This window comes from Streptococcus sp. CSL10205-OR2 (assembly GCF_025660655.1).
Lineage (GTDB): Bacteria > Bacillota > Bacilli > Lactobacillales > Streptococcaceae > Streptococcus.
In genome coordinates this window covers 22,691-41,660 of record NZ_JAOTIN010000007.1, presented here as the reverse complement: position 1 = coordinate 41,660, position 18,970 = coordinate 22,691, and the positions used below count along the sequence as shown (strand labels likewise).

18 protein-coding genes and 2 pseudogenes are annotated in these 18,970 nt (G+C 36.1%); 14 read left to right on the top strand and 6 right to left on the bottom strand.

The window, feature by feature from the left end; genetic code table 11:
• Positions 1-34: 34 nt before the first annotated feature.
• From N7659_RS04715 to rpsD, 5 genes and pseudogenes are all read left to right on the top strand, one after another.
• Entirely contained in the window at positions 35-2,008 is a 1,974-nt protein-coding gene (locus tag N7659_RS04715) for a DHH family phosphoesterase (RefSeq protein ID WP_263276066.1), read from the top strand.
• 1 nt (position 2,009) lies between these two features.
• On the top strand, positions 2,010-2,462 hold the full coding sequence (gene rplI / locus N7659_RS04710) for a 50S ribosomal protein L9 (RefSeq protein WP_263276065.1): 453 nt from the start codon (positions 2,010-2,012) through the stop codon (positions 2,460-2,462).
• A 39-nt stretch (positions 2,463-2,501) separates the two neighbouring features.
• On the top strand, positions 2,502-3,866 hold the full coding sequence (dnaB, locus tag N7659_RS04705) for a replicative DNA helicase (protein WP_263276064.1): 1,365 nt from the start codon (positions 2,502-2,504) through the stop codon (positions 3,864-3,866).
• A gap of 11 nt (positions 3,867-3,877) precedes the next feature.
• Positions 3,878-4,156: pseudogene (locus N7659_RS04700) on the top strand (Veg family protein); the annotation flags it as partial.
• A gap of 286 nt (positions 4,157-4,442) precedes the next feature.
• The gene (gene rpsD / locus N7659_RS04695) at positions 4,443-5,054 is read left to right on the top strand and encodes a 30S ribosomal protein S4 (protein ID WP_018370470.1); all 612 of its coding nucleotides are present in this window, start codon (positions 4,443-4,445) and stop codon (positions 5,052-5,054) included.
• Between the two features lie 145 nt (positions 5,055-5,199).
• On the opposite strand, the gene N7659_RS04690 is transcribed toward rpsD, so the two are convergent.
• Positions 5,200-5,400, bottom strand: a complete 201-nt coding sequence (locus N7659_RS04690) for a hypothetical protein (protein ID WP_199568016.1) — start codon at positions 5,398-5,400, stop codon at positions 5,200-5,202.
• Between the two features lie 285 nt (positions 5,401-5,685).
• Between N7659_RS04690 and N7659_RS04685 the strand changes: the two genes are divergently transcribed.
• The 4 genes from N7659_RS04685 (at position 5,686) to N7659_RS04670 (ending at position 9,122) form a co-directional block, all read left to right on the top strand.
• A complete protein-coding gene (locus tag N7659_RS04685; protein ID WP_263276063.1) occupies positions 5,686-7,173 on the top strand; it encodes a flavocytochrome c in 1,488 nt (495 codons plus the stop codon).
• A 136-nt stretch (positions 7,174-7,309) separates the two neighbouring features.
• Complete coding sequence (locus N7659_RS04680) at positions 7,310-8,176, top strand: GNAT family N-acetyltransferase (protein WP_263276062.1); 867 nt, start codon at positions 7,310-7,312, stop codon at positions 8,174-8,176.
• Between the two features lie 143 nt (positions 8,177-8,319).
• On the top strand, positions 8,320-8,904 hold the full coding sequence (locus N7659_RS04675; protein ID WP_263276061.1) for a DUF3796 domain-containing protein: 585 nt from the start codon (positions 8,320-8,322) through the stop codon (positions 8,902-8,904).
• Between the two features lie 2 nt (positions 8,905-8,906).
• Positions 8,907-9,122, top strand: a complete 216-nt coding sequence (locus tag N7659_RS04670; RefSeq protein WP_263276060.1) for a helix-turn-helix transcriptional regulator — start codon at positions 8,907-8,909, stop codon at positions 9,120-9,122.
• A gap of 39 nt (positions 9,123-9,161) precedes the next feature.
• On the opposite strand, the pseudogene N7659_RS04665 reads toward N7659_RS04670, so the two are convergent.
• A pseudogene (locus N7659_RS04665) lies at positions 9,162-9,687 on the bottom strand (GNAT family N-acetyltransferase).
• Positions 9,688-9,933: 246 nt separating this feature from the next.
• Here N7659_RS04665 and N7659_RS04660 point away from each other — a divergent pair.
• Complete coding sequence (locus N7659_RS04660) at positions 9,934-10,791, top strand: metallophosphoesterase family protein (RefSeq protein WP_263276059.1); 858 nt, start codon at positions 9,934-9,936, stop codon at positions 10,789-10,791.
• 71 nt (positions 10,792-10,862) lie between these two features.
• On the opposite strand, the gene N7659_RS04655 is transcribed toward N7659_RS04660, so the two are convergent.
• The 3 genes from N7659_RS04655 to rpmF all read right to left on the bottom strand — a co-directional run bounded on the left by N7659_RS04655 (position 10,863) and on the right by rpmF (position 12,076).
• On the bottom strand, positions 10,863-11,627 hold the full coding sequence (locus tag N7659_RS04655) for a class I SAM-dependent methyltransferase (protein ID WP_263276058.1): 765 nt from the start codon (positions 11,625-11,627) through the stop codon (positions 10,863-10,865).
• A 101-nt stretch (positions 11,628-11,728) separates the two neighbouring features.
• The gene (gene rpmG / locus N7659_RS04650) at positions 11,729-11,878 is read right to left on the bottom strand and encodes a 50S ribosomal protein L33 (RefSeq protein WP_018370479.1); all 150 of its coding nucleotides are present in this window, start codon (positions 11,876-11,878) and stop codon (positions 11,729-11,731) included.
• Positions 11,879-11,893: 15 nt separating this feature from the next.
• Positions 11,894-12,076, bottom strand: a complete 183-nt coding sequence (rpmF, locus tag N7659_RS04645) for a 50S ribosomal protein L32 (protein ID WP_018370480.1) — start codon at positions 12,074-12,076, stop codon at positions 11,894-11,896.
• Positions 12,077-12,262: 186 nt separating this feature from the next.
• On the opposite strand from rpmF, the gene hisS reads away from it, so the two are divergent.
• Genes hisS through N7659_RS04625 form a run of 4 tightly spaced genes read left to right on the top strand, consistent with a single transcriptional unit; the run spans position 12,263 to position 17,152 of the window.
• Entirely contained in the window at positions 12,263-13,549 is a 1,287-nt protein-coding gene (gene hisS / locus N7659_RS04640; protein ID WP_263276057.1) for a histidine--tRNA ligase, read from the top strand.
• Positions 13,550-13,560: 11 nt separating this feature from the next.
• Positions 13,561-15,309 carry an aspartate--tRNA ligase gene (aspS, locus tag N7659_RS04635; RefSeq protein ID WP_263276056.1) on the top strand — a complete coding sequence of 583 codons (1,749 nt, stop codon included), beginning with the start codon at positions 13,561-13,563 and terminating at the stop codon, positions 15,307-15,309.
• Entirely contained in the window at positions 15,302-16,246 is a 945-nt protein-coding gene (locus tag N7659_RS04630) for a YitT family protein (protein WP_263276055.1), read from the top strand. Before aspS ends, N7659_RS04630 begins: the two co-directional genes overlap by 8 nt.
• A gap of 24 nt (positions 16,247-16,270) precedes the next feature.
• Positions 16,271-17,152, top strand: coding sequence for a YitT family protein (locus tag N7659_RS04625; protein WP_263276054.1), 882 nt, complete (start codon positions 16,271-16,273; stop codon positions 17,150-17,152).
• A gap of 36 nt (positions 17,153-17,188) precedes the next feature.
• On the opposite strand, the gene argS is transcribed toward N7659_RS04625, so the two are convergent.
• Complete coding sequence (gene argS, locus N7659_RS04620) at positions 17,189-18,877, bottom strand: arginine--tRNA ligase (RefSeq protein ID WP_263276053.1); 1,689 nt, start codon at positions 18,875-18,877, stop codon at positions 17,189-17,191.
• Between the last annotated feature and the right edge of the window lie 93 nt (positions 18,878-18,970).

The following is an 18,970-nucleotide window of genomic DNA, read 5'->3' as shown; positions in this document are numbered from 1 at the left end:
TTATGCTATAATGATGTATTAAGAGGTTTAAAATATGAAAAGATTTCGATTAACAAATACTCATTTTGTCATTATTGGTTTACTTTTATTAGCATTGATTGCCATTTCTGTTAGCCTTATAACATCTAAGGTCATGCTTTTTCTAGCACTTTTTCTAATAATGTCATTTGTTGTTGCCTTGTTTATCTATCAAAAAACAACCTATGAATTATCTGAAACAGAGCAAATTGGCCTTTTAAATACTCAGACGGAAGTTAGTTTAAAAAATTTATTAGACCAAATGCCAGTTGGTGTGGTGAAATTTAACCAAGCCACCCGTGCTATTGATTGGTATAATCCTTATGCTGAATTAGTTTTTACTGATGCATCAGGAGAATTTGATGATAAAATCATTAAAAATACGATTAAAGAAAAAGAAAATGGCTCGATTGATCAGTCCATTATGATTGATGACAAGCGTTATTTTTTCAATGTTGACTTAGATGAAGGTGTTTTTTACTTTTTCGATAACGTTTCTTCTGTTTATCATAACAATGTGATACCATCAACAAGTCCTGTTATTGGAATAATTTCCATTGATAACTATGATGACATTACCAATAATTTACAAGACGCCGAAGTCTCTCAAGTCAATACTTTTATTGCGAATTTTATTACGGAATTTGCAGAATCAAGACACATTTTTTATCGTCGTTTTGATATGGACCGCTTCTACTTTTTTACAGATTATAATGTTTTGTCAAATCTGATTAATTCACAATTTGATATTCTTGGAAAATTTAAAGCAGCAGCAAAAGAAAAAGAATTATCTTTAACGATTAGTATGGGTATTTCTTACGGAGACCAAAATTATTATGATATTGGTAATGTTGCTCAAAAAAACTTGAATATGGCCCTTGTTAGAGGGGGCGACCAAGTCGTTATTAGAGAAAATGGTGAGCACAAAGAATTCCTTTACTTTGGTGGTGGTAGTGTGTCAACCGTTAAAAGGACAAGAACACGTACAAGAGCTATGATGACTGCCATCTCAGATAAAATTAAAACGGCAGATTCTGTTTTTGTTGTAGGTCATCGTAATCTTGATATGGATGCCTTAGGAGCTTCAATTGGGATGCAGTTTTTTGCAAGTAATATTATTGATGATGCTTTTGCAGTCTATGATGATAAGAACATGAATCCTGACATCAAAAGGGCTGTGACGAGTTTGCATCAAGATAGCATGCTTCCATTGATTACACTAGAACAAGCTGAGAAACTTGTAACGAAGAATTCTATCTTAATCATGGTAGATCATTCTAAGACCAACTTGACACTCTCAAAAGAATTATATGATAAGTTTTCTGAGGTTATTGTCGTTGACCATCATCGTCGAAATGAAGATTTCCCTGAAAATGCTGTTTTATCATTTATTGAAAGTGGTGCCAGCAGCGCTTGTGAGTTGGTAACAGAACTTATCCAATTTCAAAATGCTCGCAAGAAACAGTTGAATAAAACTCAAGCTAGTATTTTAATGGCTGGTATCATGCAAGATACCAAAAACTTCTCAAATAGAGTGACTAGTAGAACATTTGATGTGGCAAGTTATCTCGTGACATTAGGTAGTGATAGTTTTGAAATCCAAACGATTGCCGCAACTGAATTTGAGGAATACCGACAAATCAATGAGTTGATTTTGGCTGGTGAACTCTTTAAACGTGATATTATCATTGCTTGTGGTGACGAAAATAAATTCTATTCTAATGTCATTGCTAGTAAGGCTGCTGATACAATGCTTGCTATGGCAGGAATTGAAGCTACTTTTGTTATTTCTAAAAATTTTAAAGGTCATACGACGATTTCGGCCAGAAGTCGCAATAAGTTAAATGTTCAAAAAATTATGGAAGAAATGGGTGGTGGTGGTCACTTTAATGTTGCTGCATGCCAAAAGCCAGAAAATTCTATTAAAGAAGTCTATCAAATATTGGTTGACAAAATAAATAAAGAAAGAAGTCGTCAAGAGGAGTACTAAGATGAAAGTTATATTTTTAGAAGATGTCAAGGGTAAAGGAAAAAAAGGCGAGATTAAAGAAGTTCCAACAGGATTTGCTCAAAATTTTTTAATTAAAAAGAATCTTGCAAAAGAAGCAACGGCTCAAGCTATTAGTGAATTAAAAGGAAAACAAAAATCAGAAGCTAAACACCAAGCAGAAATCCTTGAAGCGGCACAACAATTAAAAGAAGTTTTGGATAAAGAAGAAACGTTAGTTACATTTGGTGAACATGTTGGTCCAGACGGAAGAACATTTGGTTCTATCACGGCTAAAAAAATAGCAGAAGAATTGAATAAACAATTTGGTTTAAAAGTTGACAAACGTCATATCCAACTAGACCATCCGATTAGAGCTATTGGTTTGATTGAAGTACCAGTTAAACTGCACAAAGAAGTAACCGGTCAAATAAAATTACAAGTTAAAGAACTGTAAACGAGATTGACATTATTGTAAACTAGGAGGTACCGTGTTTTGACAGATGCTCAAGAATTGAGAATTCAGCCACAAGATGTAGTTGCCGAACAATCTGTCCTAGGTTCAATATTCCTATCACCGGATAAATTAATTGTTGTCAGGGAATACATTGAACCAGAAGATTTTTACAAATATTCTCATCGTATTATTTTCAAAGCGATGATTGCACTCAGTGATAAAAATGATGCTATTGACGCCACAACGGTTAGAAATATTTTGGACAGTCAAGGAGATTTACAAAATATTGGTGGTATTTCCTACCTAGTTGAACTTGTTAACAGTGTTCCAACGAGTGCCAATGCTGAGTATTATGCTAAAATTGTTTCTGAAAAATCACTGTTAAGAAATATTATCAATCGATTAACAGATACGGTTAATAAAGCATACGATGGCTCTTTTCCTTCTCAAGATTTGATTGCAAAAGCTGAACAAGACCTAATTGCTGTTAATGAGCATAATAATCATAATGGTTTTCGGAAAATATCTGATGTCTTAAAGATTAACTATGAAAACTTAGAAAGTCGTTCCCAACGTAAAACAGACGTGACGGGTCTTGCAACCGGCTTTACCTATCTTGATAAAATGACAACCGGTCTTCACCCAGATCAATTGATTATTTTAGCTGCTCGTCCAGGTGTGGGGAAAACAGCTTTTGCCCTAAATATCGCACAAAATATTGGTACCAAGCAGAAAAAAGCAGTTGCCGTATTTTCACTAGAAATGGGTGCTGAAAGTTTGGTTGACAGAATGCTTGCTTCTGAAGGAATGGTTGATTCCCATAATTTAAGAACAGGTCAGTTATCTGATCAGGAGTGGCAAAGTTTAACCCTTGCGCAAGGCAATCTTGCAGAAGCACCAATTTATATTGATGACACACCAGGCATTAAAATGTCTGAGATTCGTGCCCGTTCAAGAAAGTTAGCCAAAGAGGTTGATGATAATCTAGGACTTATCGTCATAGACTATCTACAATTGATTTCTGGTTCCAAATCAGAAAATCGCCAACAAGAAGTTTCTGAAATTTCTCGTCAGCTTAAGATTTTAGCGAAAGAGTTAAGGGTGCCAGTATTAGCTCTTAGTCAGCTTTCTCGTGGTGTTGAACAACGTCAGGACAAGCGTCCCGTTTTGTCTGATATTAGAGAATCAGGATCTATTGAACAAGATGCTGATATTGTTGCGTTTTTATATCGTGATGATTATTATAATCGTGATAATAAAGAAGATGAAGACGATAAACTTGTTGATAATACTGTTGAAGTTATTCTTGAAAAAAACCGTAGTGGTGCGCGTGGTACAGTTAAATTAATGTTCCAAAAAGAATACAATAAGTTTTCAAGTATAGCCCAGTTTGATGAAAGATAGGAGAAGGCTAAATGAGTGATGCATTTACTGATGTTGCAAAAATGAAAAAAATCAAAGAAGATATTAAGGCCCATGAAGGGAAAATGGTTGAATTAACCCTGGAAAATGGTCGTAAAAGAGAAAAAAATAAGCAAGGACGTTTAATTGAAGTGTATTCTTCTTTATTTATCGTTGAATATAATGATCGCCCTCAAGATGATGGCTCTTTGGAGAACTCTTATGTTGAATCCTACACTTATTCAGATATTTTAACAGAAAAAACACTTATTCGTTACCTTGATGACGACAATGAAAACACTTCTGATGAGAAAGAAGAAAATAGTGAGCAAGACTCCCAAGAAATGTCGTTAGAAACTCAAGAATAAAGATATTTTCAGCAAGCTTAGGGTTTACAACTCTAGGCTTTTATGATATACTATCCTTTGTGTGAAATAGCAGCAGAAAAATATGAAGCTCGTCAACAGGTGGTTAGCTAAAAAGTAACCTTTGCTGTTTAGGCGAAAACCATCTGCACGAATCAGGATTTTTCAAGCATCTATTTCCTCATATTTTAAATAAATAGAGGAGGACATTTATATGTCACGTTATACAGGACCATCTTGGAAACAAGCGCGTCGTTTAGGATTATCACTTACAGGTACAGGTAAAGAGCTTGCTCGCCGTAATTATGTACCAGGTCAACATGGACCAAACAACCGTAGCAAATTATCTGAATACGGTTTGCAATTGGCAGAAAAACAAAAACTTCGTTTTACTTATGGCTTAGGTGAAAGACAATTCCGTACACTCTTTGTGAAAGCAACAAAAATTGCTGACGGAACTTCAGGTTTTAACTTTATGCTTCTTTTAGAACGTCGTTTGGATAATGTTGTTTACCGTCTTGGTTTAGCAACAACTCGTCGTCAAGCACGTCAATTTGTTAACCATGGTCATATTCTTGTTGATGGTAAACGTGTTGATATTCCAAGTTACAGCGTAGAAGTTGGACAAGTGATTTCAGTTCGTGAAAAATCACAAAAAGTTCCAGCAATTCTTGAAGCTGTTGAAGCAACTCTTGGACGTCCAGCATTTGTATCATTTGATGCAGAAAAATTAGAAGGGTCATTAGCTCGCCTTCCAGAACGCGATGAAATTAACCCAGAAATTAACGAAGCACTTATCGTTGAATACTACAACAAACAATTGTAATACATTATTACAGGTGATAGGCTTAGAAACCTTGATACCAAGCACTTTAGGGCTCTGCCTAGAGTGCTTTTTTTGTTTTTAAGTAGTTGTAAGCATTAATAAAAAACGCTAGTCAAGTAACTAACGTTTATTCTTAAAACAAGTTTTATTTTCTACCGTCATTTGTTTTTAACCCACCTTGAAAATCAGCTTCTATGTTATCAACATAGTCACGGTAGTAGTCTTCCAAGTCTTTTTTGAGTTCTTGGTAATCCTCTTCACTATAGTTTTTGTCTTCAAAAAAAGCGTTGAAGCGAGGTAATCCTAATTCTTTTCTTAAACGTTGAATGACTTCTTCTTTTGTCATGTTTGCTCCTTATCCATCAGTTGTTAATTTTGTTATCTTACAATCATATTTTATCATATTTTTTATCAGAATGATTCTCTTTTCAGTCCTTTCACATGATAACAAAAAGAATTTTAAGACGATAATCTTTAACAAAATCGGTTGTCACAAGATTGACAAGTCTGTAAAGATAGCTATTAGTATCAAGGATAATAAGGATTAAAAAATTTTTGAAAGTATATTGCATTTCTTTGTGAAGTAATGTACAATATTTGTGAAAAATATTAAATTAAAAAGGAGAATCTAATGAAAAAGAAAATTTTTGCTTCCTTAGCTTCTTTGTTGGCTATTTTCTTATTAGTAGCATGTGGAAAAACGAGTGAACCAAAAGAAACAACAACAGAAGAAGTTGTTTCTAGTGCGACAGAAAAAACATACACCGATCCTTCAAAATTAGAAGAGAGCTATGATGTTATTATTGTCGGTTCTGGTGGTGCGGGGATGTCTGCTGCTATTGCTGCAAAAGATGCTGGTGCCAATGTGGTTATTTTGGAAAAAATGCCATATATCGGTGGTAACACTGCTAAATCTTCTGCAGGAATGAATGCTTCAGAGACTAAATTCCAAAAAGAACAAGGAATTGAAGATTCCAATGAGAAATTCTTTGAAGAAACACTTAATGGTGGTAAAGGCACTAACGATGAAGCACTTCTTCACTATCTGGTAGATAATTCAGCGTCTGCTATTGATTGGCTTGACAGCATGGGTATTACACTTGACAACATCACCACAACAGGAGGAATGAGTGTGACTCGTACTCACCGTCCTTCAGATGGTTCTGCTGTTGGTGGTTACTTAGTTGATGGGTTATATGATAATATTATGGAACGTGATATTCCTGTCTTTGTCAACGCAGAAGTAACAGATATTATTGAAAAAGATGGAGAAGTTGCGGGTGTTACTGTCAAAGTTAATGGTAAAGAAATGACTATTTCATCTAAAGCTGTCGTGTTAGCAACAGGTGGTTTTGGTGCTAATATGGACATGGTGACGAAGTTTAAACCAGAATTGAAAGGCTATGTGACAACCAACCAAAAAGGCTCAACAGGAGATGGAATTGCCCTTGCTGAAGATGAAGGAGCACAAACTGTTGATATGGATCAAATTCAAATTCACCCAACAGTTGAACAAGAATCATCTTACTTGATAACAGAAGCTGTTCGTGGTGAAGGGGCAATCTTGGTTGATAGCAAAGGAAATCGTTTCATCAATGAGTTAGAAACAAGAGACAAGGTGTCAGCAGCCATTAATCAATTAGAGCCAAACCATGCGTTTGTCATCTTTGATGATGCCCTTAAAGGACGTGTTCCTGCTATTGATAAGTATGATGAAAAAGGCTTAGTGGCTAAATCAGATAGCATAGAAGGATTAGCTAAAGAAATTGGAACAGAGCCAGAAACATTGAAAAATACCTTAGAAAAATGGAATCAAGCGGTGGCAGATGCTTCAGACACTGATTTTGGTCGTACCACTGGAATGGAAAATGACTTAAGCACTGGACCATTTTATGCGATTAAAATTGCACCAGGAATCCATCACACAATGGGTGGTCTAAAAATCAATACCGAAGCTCAAGTTCTAAATAAAGATGGAAAAGCCATCCCAGGTCTTTACGCTGCTGGTGAAGTTACTGGTGGTATTCATGGGCAAAACCGTATTGGTGGTAACGCGGTGGCAGACATCATCATTTTTGGTCGTCAAGCAGGTCAACAATCAGCACAATTTGTCAAATAATCACATCGAGAGTTCTTAGTAATCTAAGAGCTCTTTTTTCTGCAAAAAATTTGCTATAATAATGACGATAATCCTCATAAGAAAGCTAGTAGAAAATGGAAATGAAGACCTTTCTAGCTAGAACAAGGAGAAACAGATGAAACAAGTGATTAGAACCGTCTTAAATGACCAAGAATTAAAAGACGTCAAAACCCTGATTAAAAAATGTCAAGCCTATGATAAGACTTTTAAGGAACCTTACTTGTCAAATATGTTAAATTTTGACAGCCATTTACCGAGCTTCTTTTTAGGGTATGAAAAAGAAAAATTAATTGCTTTTCTTGGTGTTTATGCTGATAGTAAAGAGGCAGAGCTTAGTGTTTTGGTGGATCCAGATCATAGAAGACAAGGCTACGCGACAGCTCTATATGATAGTTTTAAAAGAGAAACAAAAGATTATCAGTTAGACCCACCTCTTTTTATCACAGAAGCCCAATTTTTGACTTCAAATCCTGATTTTCTCACCAATTTACAGTTAAACCAACTTGAAGATACAGAAATTTTGCTTGGACGTAACAGTGACCCTTTTGACGTAACACCAAAGGAAGAATGGCAGGTTAAACAAGCAGCGCTTAGTGATGTTGATGCGATTGTGGCTGTTAAAATGTCTGCTTTTGATGATGAGACTAAAGAGATACACTATCAGTATGTCACAGAAGCAATTGGTGATGACGATAGTTTACTTTATATCCTTTCAGAAGAGAACAAGGTTCTTGCCTCGTGTACGGTGAATATCAGTTCTGAGGATTACTATCTTTATGGCTTAGCTGTCATAGAAGCCTACCGAGGAAAAGGTATTGGTTCTTACTTGGTTAAGATGATAATCAACAACCTGATTCAAAAAGCTGCAAACTCTTTCCAAATTGCTGTAGATGATGACAATGTTGGTGCAAGAAGACTCTATGAAAAACTAGGGTTTACCTATCAAACGCAAATTGTTTATTTGAGAGAGAAACGAGACTAATTAGATGTTACAACGATAAAAGAGCTCACTTGATGAGCTCTTTTATACTTTAACTAACAGAAAAAAACTTGTTTTAAACGTGTCGATGTGATATATTTATAACATCACAGACATTATTGTCGGTTTATAAGAAAGAAAGAGAAATGAAAAAATTTAAAACACTGCTTATTTTAGTCATGCTCATTATTTTTTTAATGATTGATTACCAAATCATCTTTGGTCAAAACGATTTAGGTTGGTTAACCAAAGGGCTAATTGTCGGGATAGTTAGCATTGGTGGAGGAGTATCTATTGCAACCATTCTCATGACAGGGTCATATGATTTTGGTCGCAAAAGAGAGTTTGGTATTGCTGAAAAGTTACATTCTATTTTGGTCATGCTATCAACCATTATCTACACCATTGGTGTTTGGGCATCAACACCAAGTGTTGGTAAGTATTATGTGAAAGAAATCTTTTTGGGACTAGGACTTCTGGTTCAACTAGTCTTTTTATTACATTTTATCCTTAAGAAAACCAAGGAAAAACCGGATGAACGTTTTATCAGTAACTTAGCAAAAACAGCTTCAGTCATGTTTTCACTTAGCCTATTGATCTTATTCATTTTAGCCATGATTCTTGCTTTAACAGGCTCTATTACTATTTTTCCGGGTTATCTCTTTGTTGTGGTTGGCCTTTTGGTCTTACTATTTGCCGCTGTCTTTTTCTTCTTTGAAAAATGGGGGTAACAATGGCGAAAGAAAGTCAGATTAGGACTAATTTAAAAGCCGTCAGAGAATCAGTTGGCATGACCCAGCAAGAATTAGCAGATTTGGTCGGAGTGAGGCGAGAGACGATTATTCATCTTGAAAACAATCGCTACAATCCTTCCTTAGAAATGGCACTAAAAATTGCGCGTGTCTTTGATATGACGATTGAACGTCTCTTTCAGCTGAAGGATGGATGACTAAAAATCTCCAAGAAATATTTTTTCTTGGAGGTTTTCTTATAGTTCTTTATCGTGTAAATTGAGAAAGAAGATATCCTTATCCGTCCATTTGCCATTTTCAAAGCTAAATTTTTCTCTAGTCACTTCAAAATGAAAGCCCAATTTTTGGATTAATTGTTGTGATGGGTGATTTGTTGGGTTAATATGAGCTTCTAGTCGATGAAAGTTGAAGTGGTCTTCAAGATAAGGTAGTAGATTAGAGAGGGCTTCATAGGCGATGCCTTGACGCCAAAGGTAATTATGCACTGCATACCCAAGTTCTCCCCAGTTGAAGTTGGCACGCGCCAATGTAGCAATATTAATCATTCCTAAATGACGATTATTCTTATCAAAAATGGCAAGAATGTAAGTGTCGTCCTTTTGCCATAGCTGATGTCGCTATCGACATCTCTAAAAGTCCCTCATCAAATGCATGCTGAGAGGGTAGACGGTTTGAGAAACCTTCAAACCAAGAGGGATAGTCAGAAACCTGTAAAGGTCTAATGATTAATCGTTTTGTCTCCAAGTAAAAATCAATGGTCATGTATTTGTCACACTCCGATATCAGATTTTGTGAGACTATTTTTTTGCGCCATCCTCACAAATTGGCGTTTTTTGTTTGCTTAGTATCATAGACCTATCCTCCTTTTGATTGTTGTTTTATTGTATCATCTTTTATGGCTATCGTACAAGATTCTCTCTTTAAAAGTGTTTGAAGAAGTCGTTAGAGGTTAATTTTACTTGCCAAAAGTAGCAATAATTGAGAAAATAATAATAATGGAGAAAACAGATGATAGTTAAAATTGCATTGCTAGCTGATATCCACGGCAATTATGAGGCTTTAAAAGCTGTGGTTGAAGATGCCAAGAAAAATAAAGTGACTGACTACTGGTTATTGGGGGACATTTTAATGCCCGGACCAGGTAGTGAAAATATTTTTAGTTTGTTAGATCAATTACCAGTAACGGTCAAGATTAGAGGAAACTGGGATGATTGTTTGATAGAAGCTCTTGATGGAGAGTACACAACCAACTCTACCGATGAAATTTATCTATCAAGATTGGCGCAATATTTGGAAAATAAATTACCTCCTCAACGCATCAAGGATATACGAGAGATGCCACTAAACGTTCAAAAAACGATTAATGGTTTAAGAATTTCTATCTCTCACCATTTACCAACCAAAAATTGGGGCAGAGAGTTAATGGTGACCAATAGCACGAAAGCGTTTGATGATTTATTTTTATCTCATCAAGATGACATCGCTATTTTTGCGCATGTCCATCAACCTCTTTTAAGATATAGCAGCAAAAACCAAATCATCATCAATCCAGGTAGCATTGGACAACCTTATTACCCAAGAAAAGAATTGAGAAATGATTTGCGAGCGCAGTATGCCATACTGACCATCGATGAACAAGGCTACTCTGATATTCTTTTTAGAAAGGTTAATTATAATAAAGAACAAGAGCTCTCATCTGCAGAAACGGCTCACCTTCCTTTTTTAGAATTATATCAGGAACTGTTAAACACAGGCGTCAACAAGGACAAAGACCGTCCTTATCTACAAAAGATTATTGATGATTATCATTACAAAGAAGATGTTGACAAATGGCTTAAAGGTAGAAAAGATCAGCTAAAAAGATAAGAGTAGACAAAACACCCTTGAAACGAAAAACTTAGAATGAGTACTACTCATTCTAAGTTTTTTGATAATATCTATTTCTTTTTTGCCACCAAATAAAAACGGTGAATACGTCCTTCTACAAAGCCATCTCTATCAATCATTTCTTGTGCTTTTAATAAATGATCAAAATGTTTATCCACAGAAAAACCGACAAATTCCCATTCGATGATTTTTGCAAACCAAACTAAGGCACCAATATCAAAGAAACGTATTGGTTGATAGACTTCACCACTTTCCAGAATGTCAAAGCCATTTGCTATTAATTCTTTTTCTCTAAATTTTAAAAAATGATTCGAATAAGGTAAGTCTTTAAGTTCTGGTAACAGTAATTCAACCAGTTCTCTATCATTTTTAGCCCCAACTTGTTGGGTGATAAAATAACCGTCTTGTTTTAAGAGTCGATGTAGTTCAGAAGGTGTGTAATCACCGTGACGATTAGTGATGACATTAAAACTCTCATCCTCAAAAGGTAAAGGAGCTGCACCATCTGCCTCTTTAAAATCAATACCTAAGGGGAGTAGAACCTCTTTACAATAGTCAACATTAGGTGGATAGCCTTCAATAGCAGCGGTTTTGTGATAGGGATGTTTTAATGACAGTAAAAACTCACCGCCGCCAGTTTCCATATCTAAAAGCATCAAGTCATCGGTTAAGTATTTTTTAATGACGCTAGAAAAATCCCAAGGCAAACCATCTTCTTCAGCATAGCGATCACTGATATGTGAAAAATCCCAGCCCTTAATATGAGCCATTTCCTCTTCTTTTTTCCATTCTTGGTATAGTTCTTCTTTTGTCATGGTTGTCTCCTAACTGTTAGTTGTTTAAGTCTATTATATCATTAAAAATGCAACAAAAAAGCCTTTGGAACATTGATTCCATAGGCTTTTCTTTCATTCAATTATTTAACCTCAGTGAAAATAACGTGTTTACGTAATTTTGGTGAGTATTTTTTCAATTTGATACGGTCTGGTGTGTTACGTTTGTTTTTTGAAGTAAGGTACAAGCGTTCACCAGATTCTTTATGTTCAAGTGTGATATTTACGCGCATGTGATCTCCCTCCTATTATTCTGCTGAAGCAGCTTTGGCGATTTGACGTCCTTTGTAGTATCCTTTAAGTGATACGCGGTGAGAACGTGAGTAATCTCCAGTTGTTTCATCAAATTTAACAGTTGGAGCTGCTAATTTATAGTGTGTACGACGTTTATTCTTTTTCGCTTTTGAGGTGCGACGTGCTGGTACTGCCATGTTTATCTCCTTTTAATACTTATATTTGATTTTATATCAACTTCACTATAATAGCACACCTTTTTTGTAAAGTAAAGTTACTTGACAGTTTTTTTCAACTTTTTTTAAAAATAGCTATCAATATCCCTAAAAAACCTTTCTTTTTATGTTAAAATAGATAGGAATACGTCATGGAAGAGGACTCTTATGAAATTACAAAAACCAAAAGGCACACAGGACATCTTGCCTAAAGACTCAGTCAAATGGCAATATCTTGAAAAGGTGTCACGTGAAACATTTCAAAATTATCGTTACGAAGAAATTAGAACGCCTTTGTTTGAACACTACGAAGTGATTAGTCGTTCGGTTGGTGATACGACAGATATCGTCACTAAAGAAATGTATGATTTTTACGATAAGGGAAATCGCCATATTACTCTTCGACCAGAAGGAACAGCTCCAGTGGTGCGTTCTTATGTTGAAAATAAATTATTTGCTCCCGAAGTGCAAAAGCCAGTGAAGCTATATTATATGGGTTCTATGTTTCGTTATGAACGCCCCCAAGCAGGACGTTTGCGCGAATTTCATCAGATTGGAGTAGAAGCATTTGGCTCAAAAAATCCCGCGACGGATGTTGAAACGATTGCTATGGCTTATCAACTATTTGAAACTCTTGGGATTTCTGGTGTGACACTTCATCTAAATAGTTTAGGCAATCCCGAGAGTCGAAAAAATTATCGTCAGGCATTAATTGATTATTTAACGCCTTTGCGAGATAAGCTTTCAAAAGATAGTCAACGTCGATTAGAGGAAAACCCTCTTCGAGTGTTGGATTCCAAGGAAAAAGAAGACAAGCAAGTTGTAGAGGGTGCCCCTTCTATTCTTGATTATCTCGATGAAGAGAGTCAACAACACTTTGATACTGTTTGTCAGCTACTAAAGGCGCTCAACATTCCTTTTGTAATTGACACTAATATGGTGCGTGGGTTAGATTATTATAATCACACGATTTTTGAATTTATCACAACTATCGATAAGACAGAATTGACAATCTGTGCGGGTGGTCGTTATGATGGGTTGGTTGAGTATTTCGACGGACCTGAAACGCCTGGTTTTGGTTTTGCTCTCGGAGTTGAAAGATTACTCATGATTTTAGAAAAGCAAGGGGTTAATCTTCCTGTTACAAATGCTCTTGACGTTTATGTCGTTGTTTTAGGTGATGCTGTTAACGCAGCAGCACTCACTCTTGTTCAAGCACTGAGAAAACAAGGTTTTTCAGTCGAAAGAGACTACCTCGATAGAAAACTAAAGGCACAATTCAAGTCCGCTGATGCTTTTGGTGCTAAAATAGTTATCACTTTAGGTGAGTCAGAATTAGCATCAAACAAAGTTGTTGTCAAAAATAATCAGACGAGACAGGAAAAAGAAGTGGCTCTCAATGAACTAGAAGAGAATTTTGCAAGTATTTATAAAGAATTAACACAAGGAAAATAATGGAGAAATTTATGAAGCGATCAATGTATGCAGGACGTGTTCGATTAGAACATGAAGGAAGTGACGTCGTCCTAAAAGGATGGGTAGATAGACGTAGAGACTTAGGAGGGCTCATCTTTATTGACCTTAGAGACCGTGAAGGGGTTGTCCAACTGGTAATCAATCCAGAAGTGGCTAGTCAAGAAGTAGTGTCAATTGCAGATAGCCTAAGAAACGAATATGTTATTGAAGTCGCAGGTAAAGTGGAAAAACGAGATCAAGAAAATCCTAAGCTAGCGACAGGAAAAATTGAAGTTCACGTTACCAATCTAACCATTTTAAACACAGCGAAAACAACACCTTTTGAAATCAGAGACCATATCGAAGTGAATGATGATATTCGTCTTCGTTATCGCTATCTTGATTTACGTCGCCCAAGCATGTTAGAAAACTTTAAACTACGCGCCAAAGTGACTCATATCATGAGAAACTATCTAGATAATCTTGAATTTATTGATGTTGAAACACCAATGCTTTCAAAATCAACGCCAGAAGGTGCGCGTGATTATCTTGTTCCTAGTCGTATTAGTGAAGGGCATTTCTATGCACTGCCGCAAAGTCCTCAAATCACCAAGCAATTATTAATGGCCTCAGGTTTTGATCGCTATTATCAGATTGTTAAGTGTTTCCGTGATGAAGATTTAAGAGGAGACCGTCAACCTGAGTTTACACAAGTCGACCTTGAAACCTCATTTTTATCAGAGGAAGAAATTCAAACCATTGTTGAGGGTTTGATTGCTAAGGTGATGAAAGAAGTAAAAGGCATTGACCTTACGCTACCATTACCAAGAATGTCTTATGACGATGCCATGAATTTATACGGTAGTGATAAGCCAGACACAAGATACGAGATGCTTTTACAAGATGTGTCAGAACTTGTTCGTACGACAGATTTCAAAGTATTTTCTGAAGCACCAAGTGTTAAAGCCATTGTGGTTAAAGATGCCGCAAGTAACTATTCGCGTAAAGACATTGACAAGCTAACAGAAACTGCTAAACAATATGGGGCTAAAGGATTAGCTTGGGTGAAGTATATTGACAACAACTTGACAGGTCCCATTGCAAAATTTTTAACAACAATAACAGACAAGTTGACAGATGCTTTACAGTTAAGCAATAATGATTTGGTTTTATTTGTCGCAGATGAACTTGCTATTGTGAATGACACACTAGGGGCTCTTAGAACACGTATTGCCAAAGAACTCAACCTCATTGATGAGTCACAATTCAACTTTTTATGGGTGGTTGATTGGCCAATGTTTGAATGGTCAAAAGAAGAAGAACGTTACACCAGTGCTCACCATCCCTTTACCTTGCCACAAAAAGAAACCGTTGCTGAATTAGAAGGTGACTTGAGTAAAGTGAAAGCTGTTGCTTATGACATTGTTTTAAATGGTTATGAACTTGGTGGTGGTAGTTTACGGATTAATGAAAAGGACATTCAAGAAAGAATGTTGAAAGCTTTAGGCTTTAAGACAGAAGACGCCTATGAACAATTTGGCTTCTTATTAGATGCCATGGATTATGGTTTTCCACCACACGGTGGTTTAGCTCTTGGGCTCGATCGCTTTGTGATGCTTTTAGCAGGAAAAGAAAATATACGAGAGGTTATTGCCTTTCCAAAAAATAATCGCGCCATTGATCCAATGACGCAAGCACCAAGTATTGTTTCAAAGAAACAATTAGAAGAATTATCTTTAGCAGTGAAAAAAAATGATTAAAAAAGCATCCTTAAGCAAGCGCATTAAATTTATTATTAATCGTTGGGCAAAAAAAGTAGGTCTTTTTAAGACCTTAAGAGGTATTTCTAGAGAAAAGTATGGTGAAAAGATTTCAGCAGCGGTTCTGACTGGTTTATTGTTTAGTATTGCTGTCAATTTCTTTTTTCAACCTGGACACGTCTACTCAAGTGGCGTGACAGGTCTATCTCAAATCATTTCAGCAGTTATTTTTAGAACTGTTGGATTAAGATTGTCTGTTGCTTTTTTCTACTACTTCTTAAACATCCCCTTACTTATAATGGCTTGGTACCGGATAGGAAGAAAATTTACCGTTTTTACCTTTATCTCAGTCACTTTAAGCTCACTCTTTGTTCAGTTTATGCCTCAAGCAACATTAACGACTGATCCGTTGATTAATGCTATTTTTGGCGGGCTGTTCATGGGTGTAGGTGTAGGCCTTGGTTTTAGAGCCAATATTTCAAGTGGTGGCACAGATATTATAAGTGTCGCTATTAGAAGAAAAACGGGTAGAGATGTTGGTAATATCTCAATGATTCTCAATGGTTTTATCATGCTGTTTGCAGGGATTCTTTTTGGTTGGCAATATGCCCTTTATTCCATGGTTGCTATCTTTGTCTCTGGTCGAGTAACAGATGCCGTCTTTACGAAACAACGAAAAATGCAAGCCATGATTATCACTAGTAAACCTGATAAAGTGATCCGAATGATTCACAAGAAACTCCATCGAGGAGTAACGTCTATCAATGAAGCAGAGGGCACTTATAAACATGAAAAAAAATCTGTGCTCATCACGATTATTTCACGTGCTGAGTACAATGAATTCAGAACAATTATGCAAAAAACCGATCCAACAGCATTTGTGTCGGTCTCAGAAAATGTTCACATCATTGGTCGCTTTACAGAAGATGATCGATAATCTTACTATAGTATAGGAGAATAAATGAAACAAAAATATGTTTTTCATCCCAAAAATTTTTTCTTTATCACCCTTGGTACTGCTATTTATGCCTTTGGTTTTGTTAATTTGAACATGCAAAACAAAATTGCTGAAGGGGGATTGGCTGGTTTAACCTTGGTTTTTCACCATTTGTTTAATATTAACCCTTCTTATTCAGGTTATCTCCTGAATTTACCACTTGTTTTGTGGGGAGCTTATATTTTTGGTAAGAGAGCGATGGCTTATACCGTTTATGGGATTAGTACCATGTATTTGTTTGTTTATATCTTCCAAAAAATACCACTCAATCTTGATTTGCAACATGATTATCTTGTTATTTCTTTGATTGCAGGGATTGGTGCAGGTCTTGGAAGCGGGATTGTCTTTCGCTATGGTGGAACAACAGGTGGCTCAGACATTATTGCAAGGATTATCGAAGATAAGTTTGGTATCCAACTCAGCCAAGCCCTCCTAGGTTTTGACATCTTTGTTATGTTATTATCATTAACCTATGTTTCTGTTCCACGGATGATGTATGCTTTAATTGCTAGTTTTATGTTCAGTCAGGTCGTTCATCTGGTTGAAAATGGTGGGTATTCGGTTCGTGGCATGTTTATCATTTCTGATAAATCAGCTGAAATTGCAAAATTTATCATTGAAGACATCGGAAGAGGAGTTACCTACCTTCAAGGAGAGGGTGCCTATTCTGGTCATAAGAAAAATGTTATTTATGTAGCTATGTCACCAACAGAGATTCGTGAAGTTAAAAAAGTGATGGAGGAGATAGATCCTAGGGCCTTCATTTCCATCATGGCTATTGAAGAGGTCGTCAGTCCAGATTTCATTGTCAATCGCAGACCGATGTTAAAATTACCCAAGAAATAAAAAAACTTCAGTCATTGACTGAAGTTTTTCTCGTTGTTACATTTCATTTGGAGCTTCAACACCTAGTAAGCGAAGGGCTTCTTTTAATACAACTCCTGTTGCATAAGATAGGGCCAAACGACTGTCACGCTCTGGACTATCGTCCAAAATGCGAGTATGAGCATAGAAGCGATTAAAGCTTTGTGCCAAGTTGATGGCAAATTTAGCAATAACTGATGGTTCAAAGTTATCAGAACTTCTTGCAATAATGCGTGGGAAATCTTGCAGTAATTTCACAATTTCCCAACTATCAGAGTCACTTAACTTGTAATCACCGCTAGTACTTGGTGTAAAGTCAGCCTTTTTAAGGATTGATTGGATACGTGCATGAGCGTACTGTACATAAGGACCAGTTTCTCCTTCAAACGATACCATTGTTTCTAAGTTGAAATCATAACCATTTGTTCGGTCAGTTTTCAAATCGTAGAATTTAATCGCTCCAACACCAACTGCTTGGGCAACATCTTCTTTATTTTCAAGGTTAGGATTTTTAGCTTCAATTTGTGTCAATGCACGATTGATAGCCTCATTAATAGTCGGCTCAAGTAGGATAACATTTCCTTTACGTGTTGAGAACTTAGTACCGTTACTTGTTACAAGACCAAAGGAAACGTGGCTAATATTCTCACTCCAGTCATAAGACATTTCAGATAAGACGGCTTTTAATTGTTTGAAGTGAGAGGCTTGTTCTTGTCCTACCACATAAACCGCTTTGGCAAAATCATAATGACGATGACGGTAAAGTGCTGCGGCTAAGTCACGAGTGATGTAGAGTGTGGCACCATCTGATTTTTTAATTAAAGCTGGATGTTCGATGCCATATTTTTCAAGGTTAACGACTTGTGCCCCTTTAGATTCTTGCAAGAGATTCTTCTCTTCTAATAAATCAAGAATTTCTTGCATTTTATCATTGTAGAAGGCTTCACCGTTATAACTATCAAAGGAAATCTTCATCAAGTCATAAATACGGTTAAATTCAATCAGACTTTCATCACGGAACCATTGCCATAATTGAAGAGCTTCTTCATCACCGTTTTCAAGTCTTAGGAACCAATCTCTTGCTTCGTCATCGAGTTCTGGATGATCTTTGACTTCAGCGTTGATACGGACATAGAGTTTTAATAATTCATTAATCGGGTCTTTTTCAACAGCCTCTTTGTCACCCCATTTTTTATAAGCAACAATTAACATCCCAAATTGTTTGCCCCAGTCTCCTAAATGGTTAACTTTAATCGTTTTGTACCCCATTTTTTGGAAGATGTTAGATAAGGCATCACCAATAACTGTTGAGCGTAAATGTCCAATTGAAAATGGCTTAGCAATGTTTGGACTTGACATGTCGATAACAATATTTTTATTTTCGCCAATGTGTTGTTGACCATAATCATCACCATGTTTGATAACGTCCAACAAAATCTGATGAGATAATTTTTCTTTATCTAGGAAAAAGTTGATATAAGGACCAACAGCCTCTACTTTTTCAAATCCGTCTTTATCGATTTTCTCTACGATTTCTTGAGCAATCATTTGTGGTGCTTTTCTTAATACTTTAGCTAAAGAAAAAGCTGGAAAGGCAAGGTCTCCCATGTTCGAATTTTTGGGAACTTCAAGTAAATTGAGGACTGTTTCAAATTCTAAATCAGCAACAGCGGTAATTTTTTTAGCAATAAGTTGTTTTGTATCCATCTTTGACTCCTAAACTGTTAATTGTTTCTTATATTTTAACATAAAAAACGTCATTATGACGGAAATATCTTGTTAATGGTATAAATTTTCACC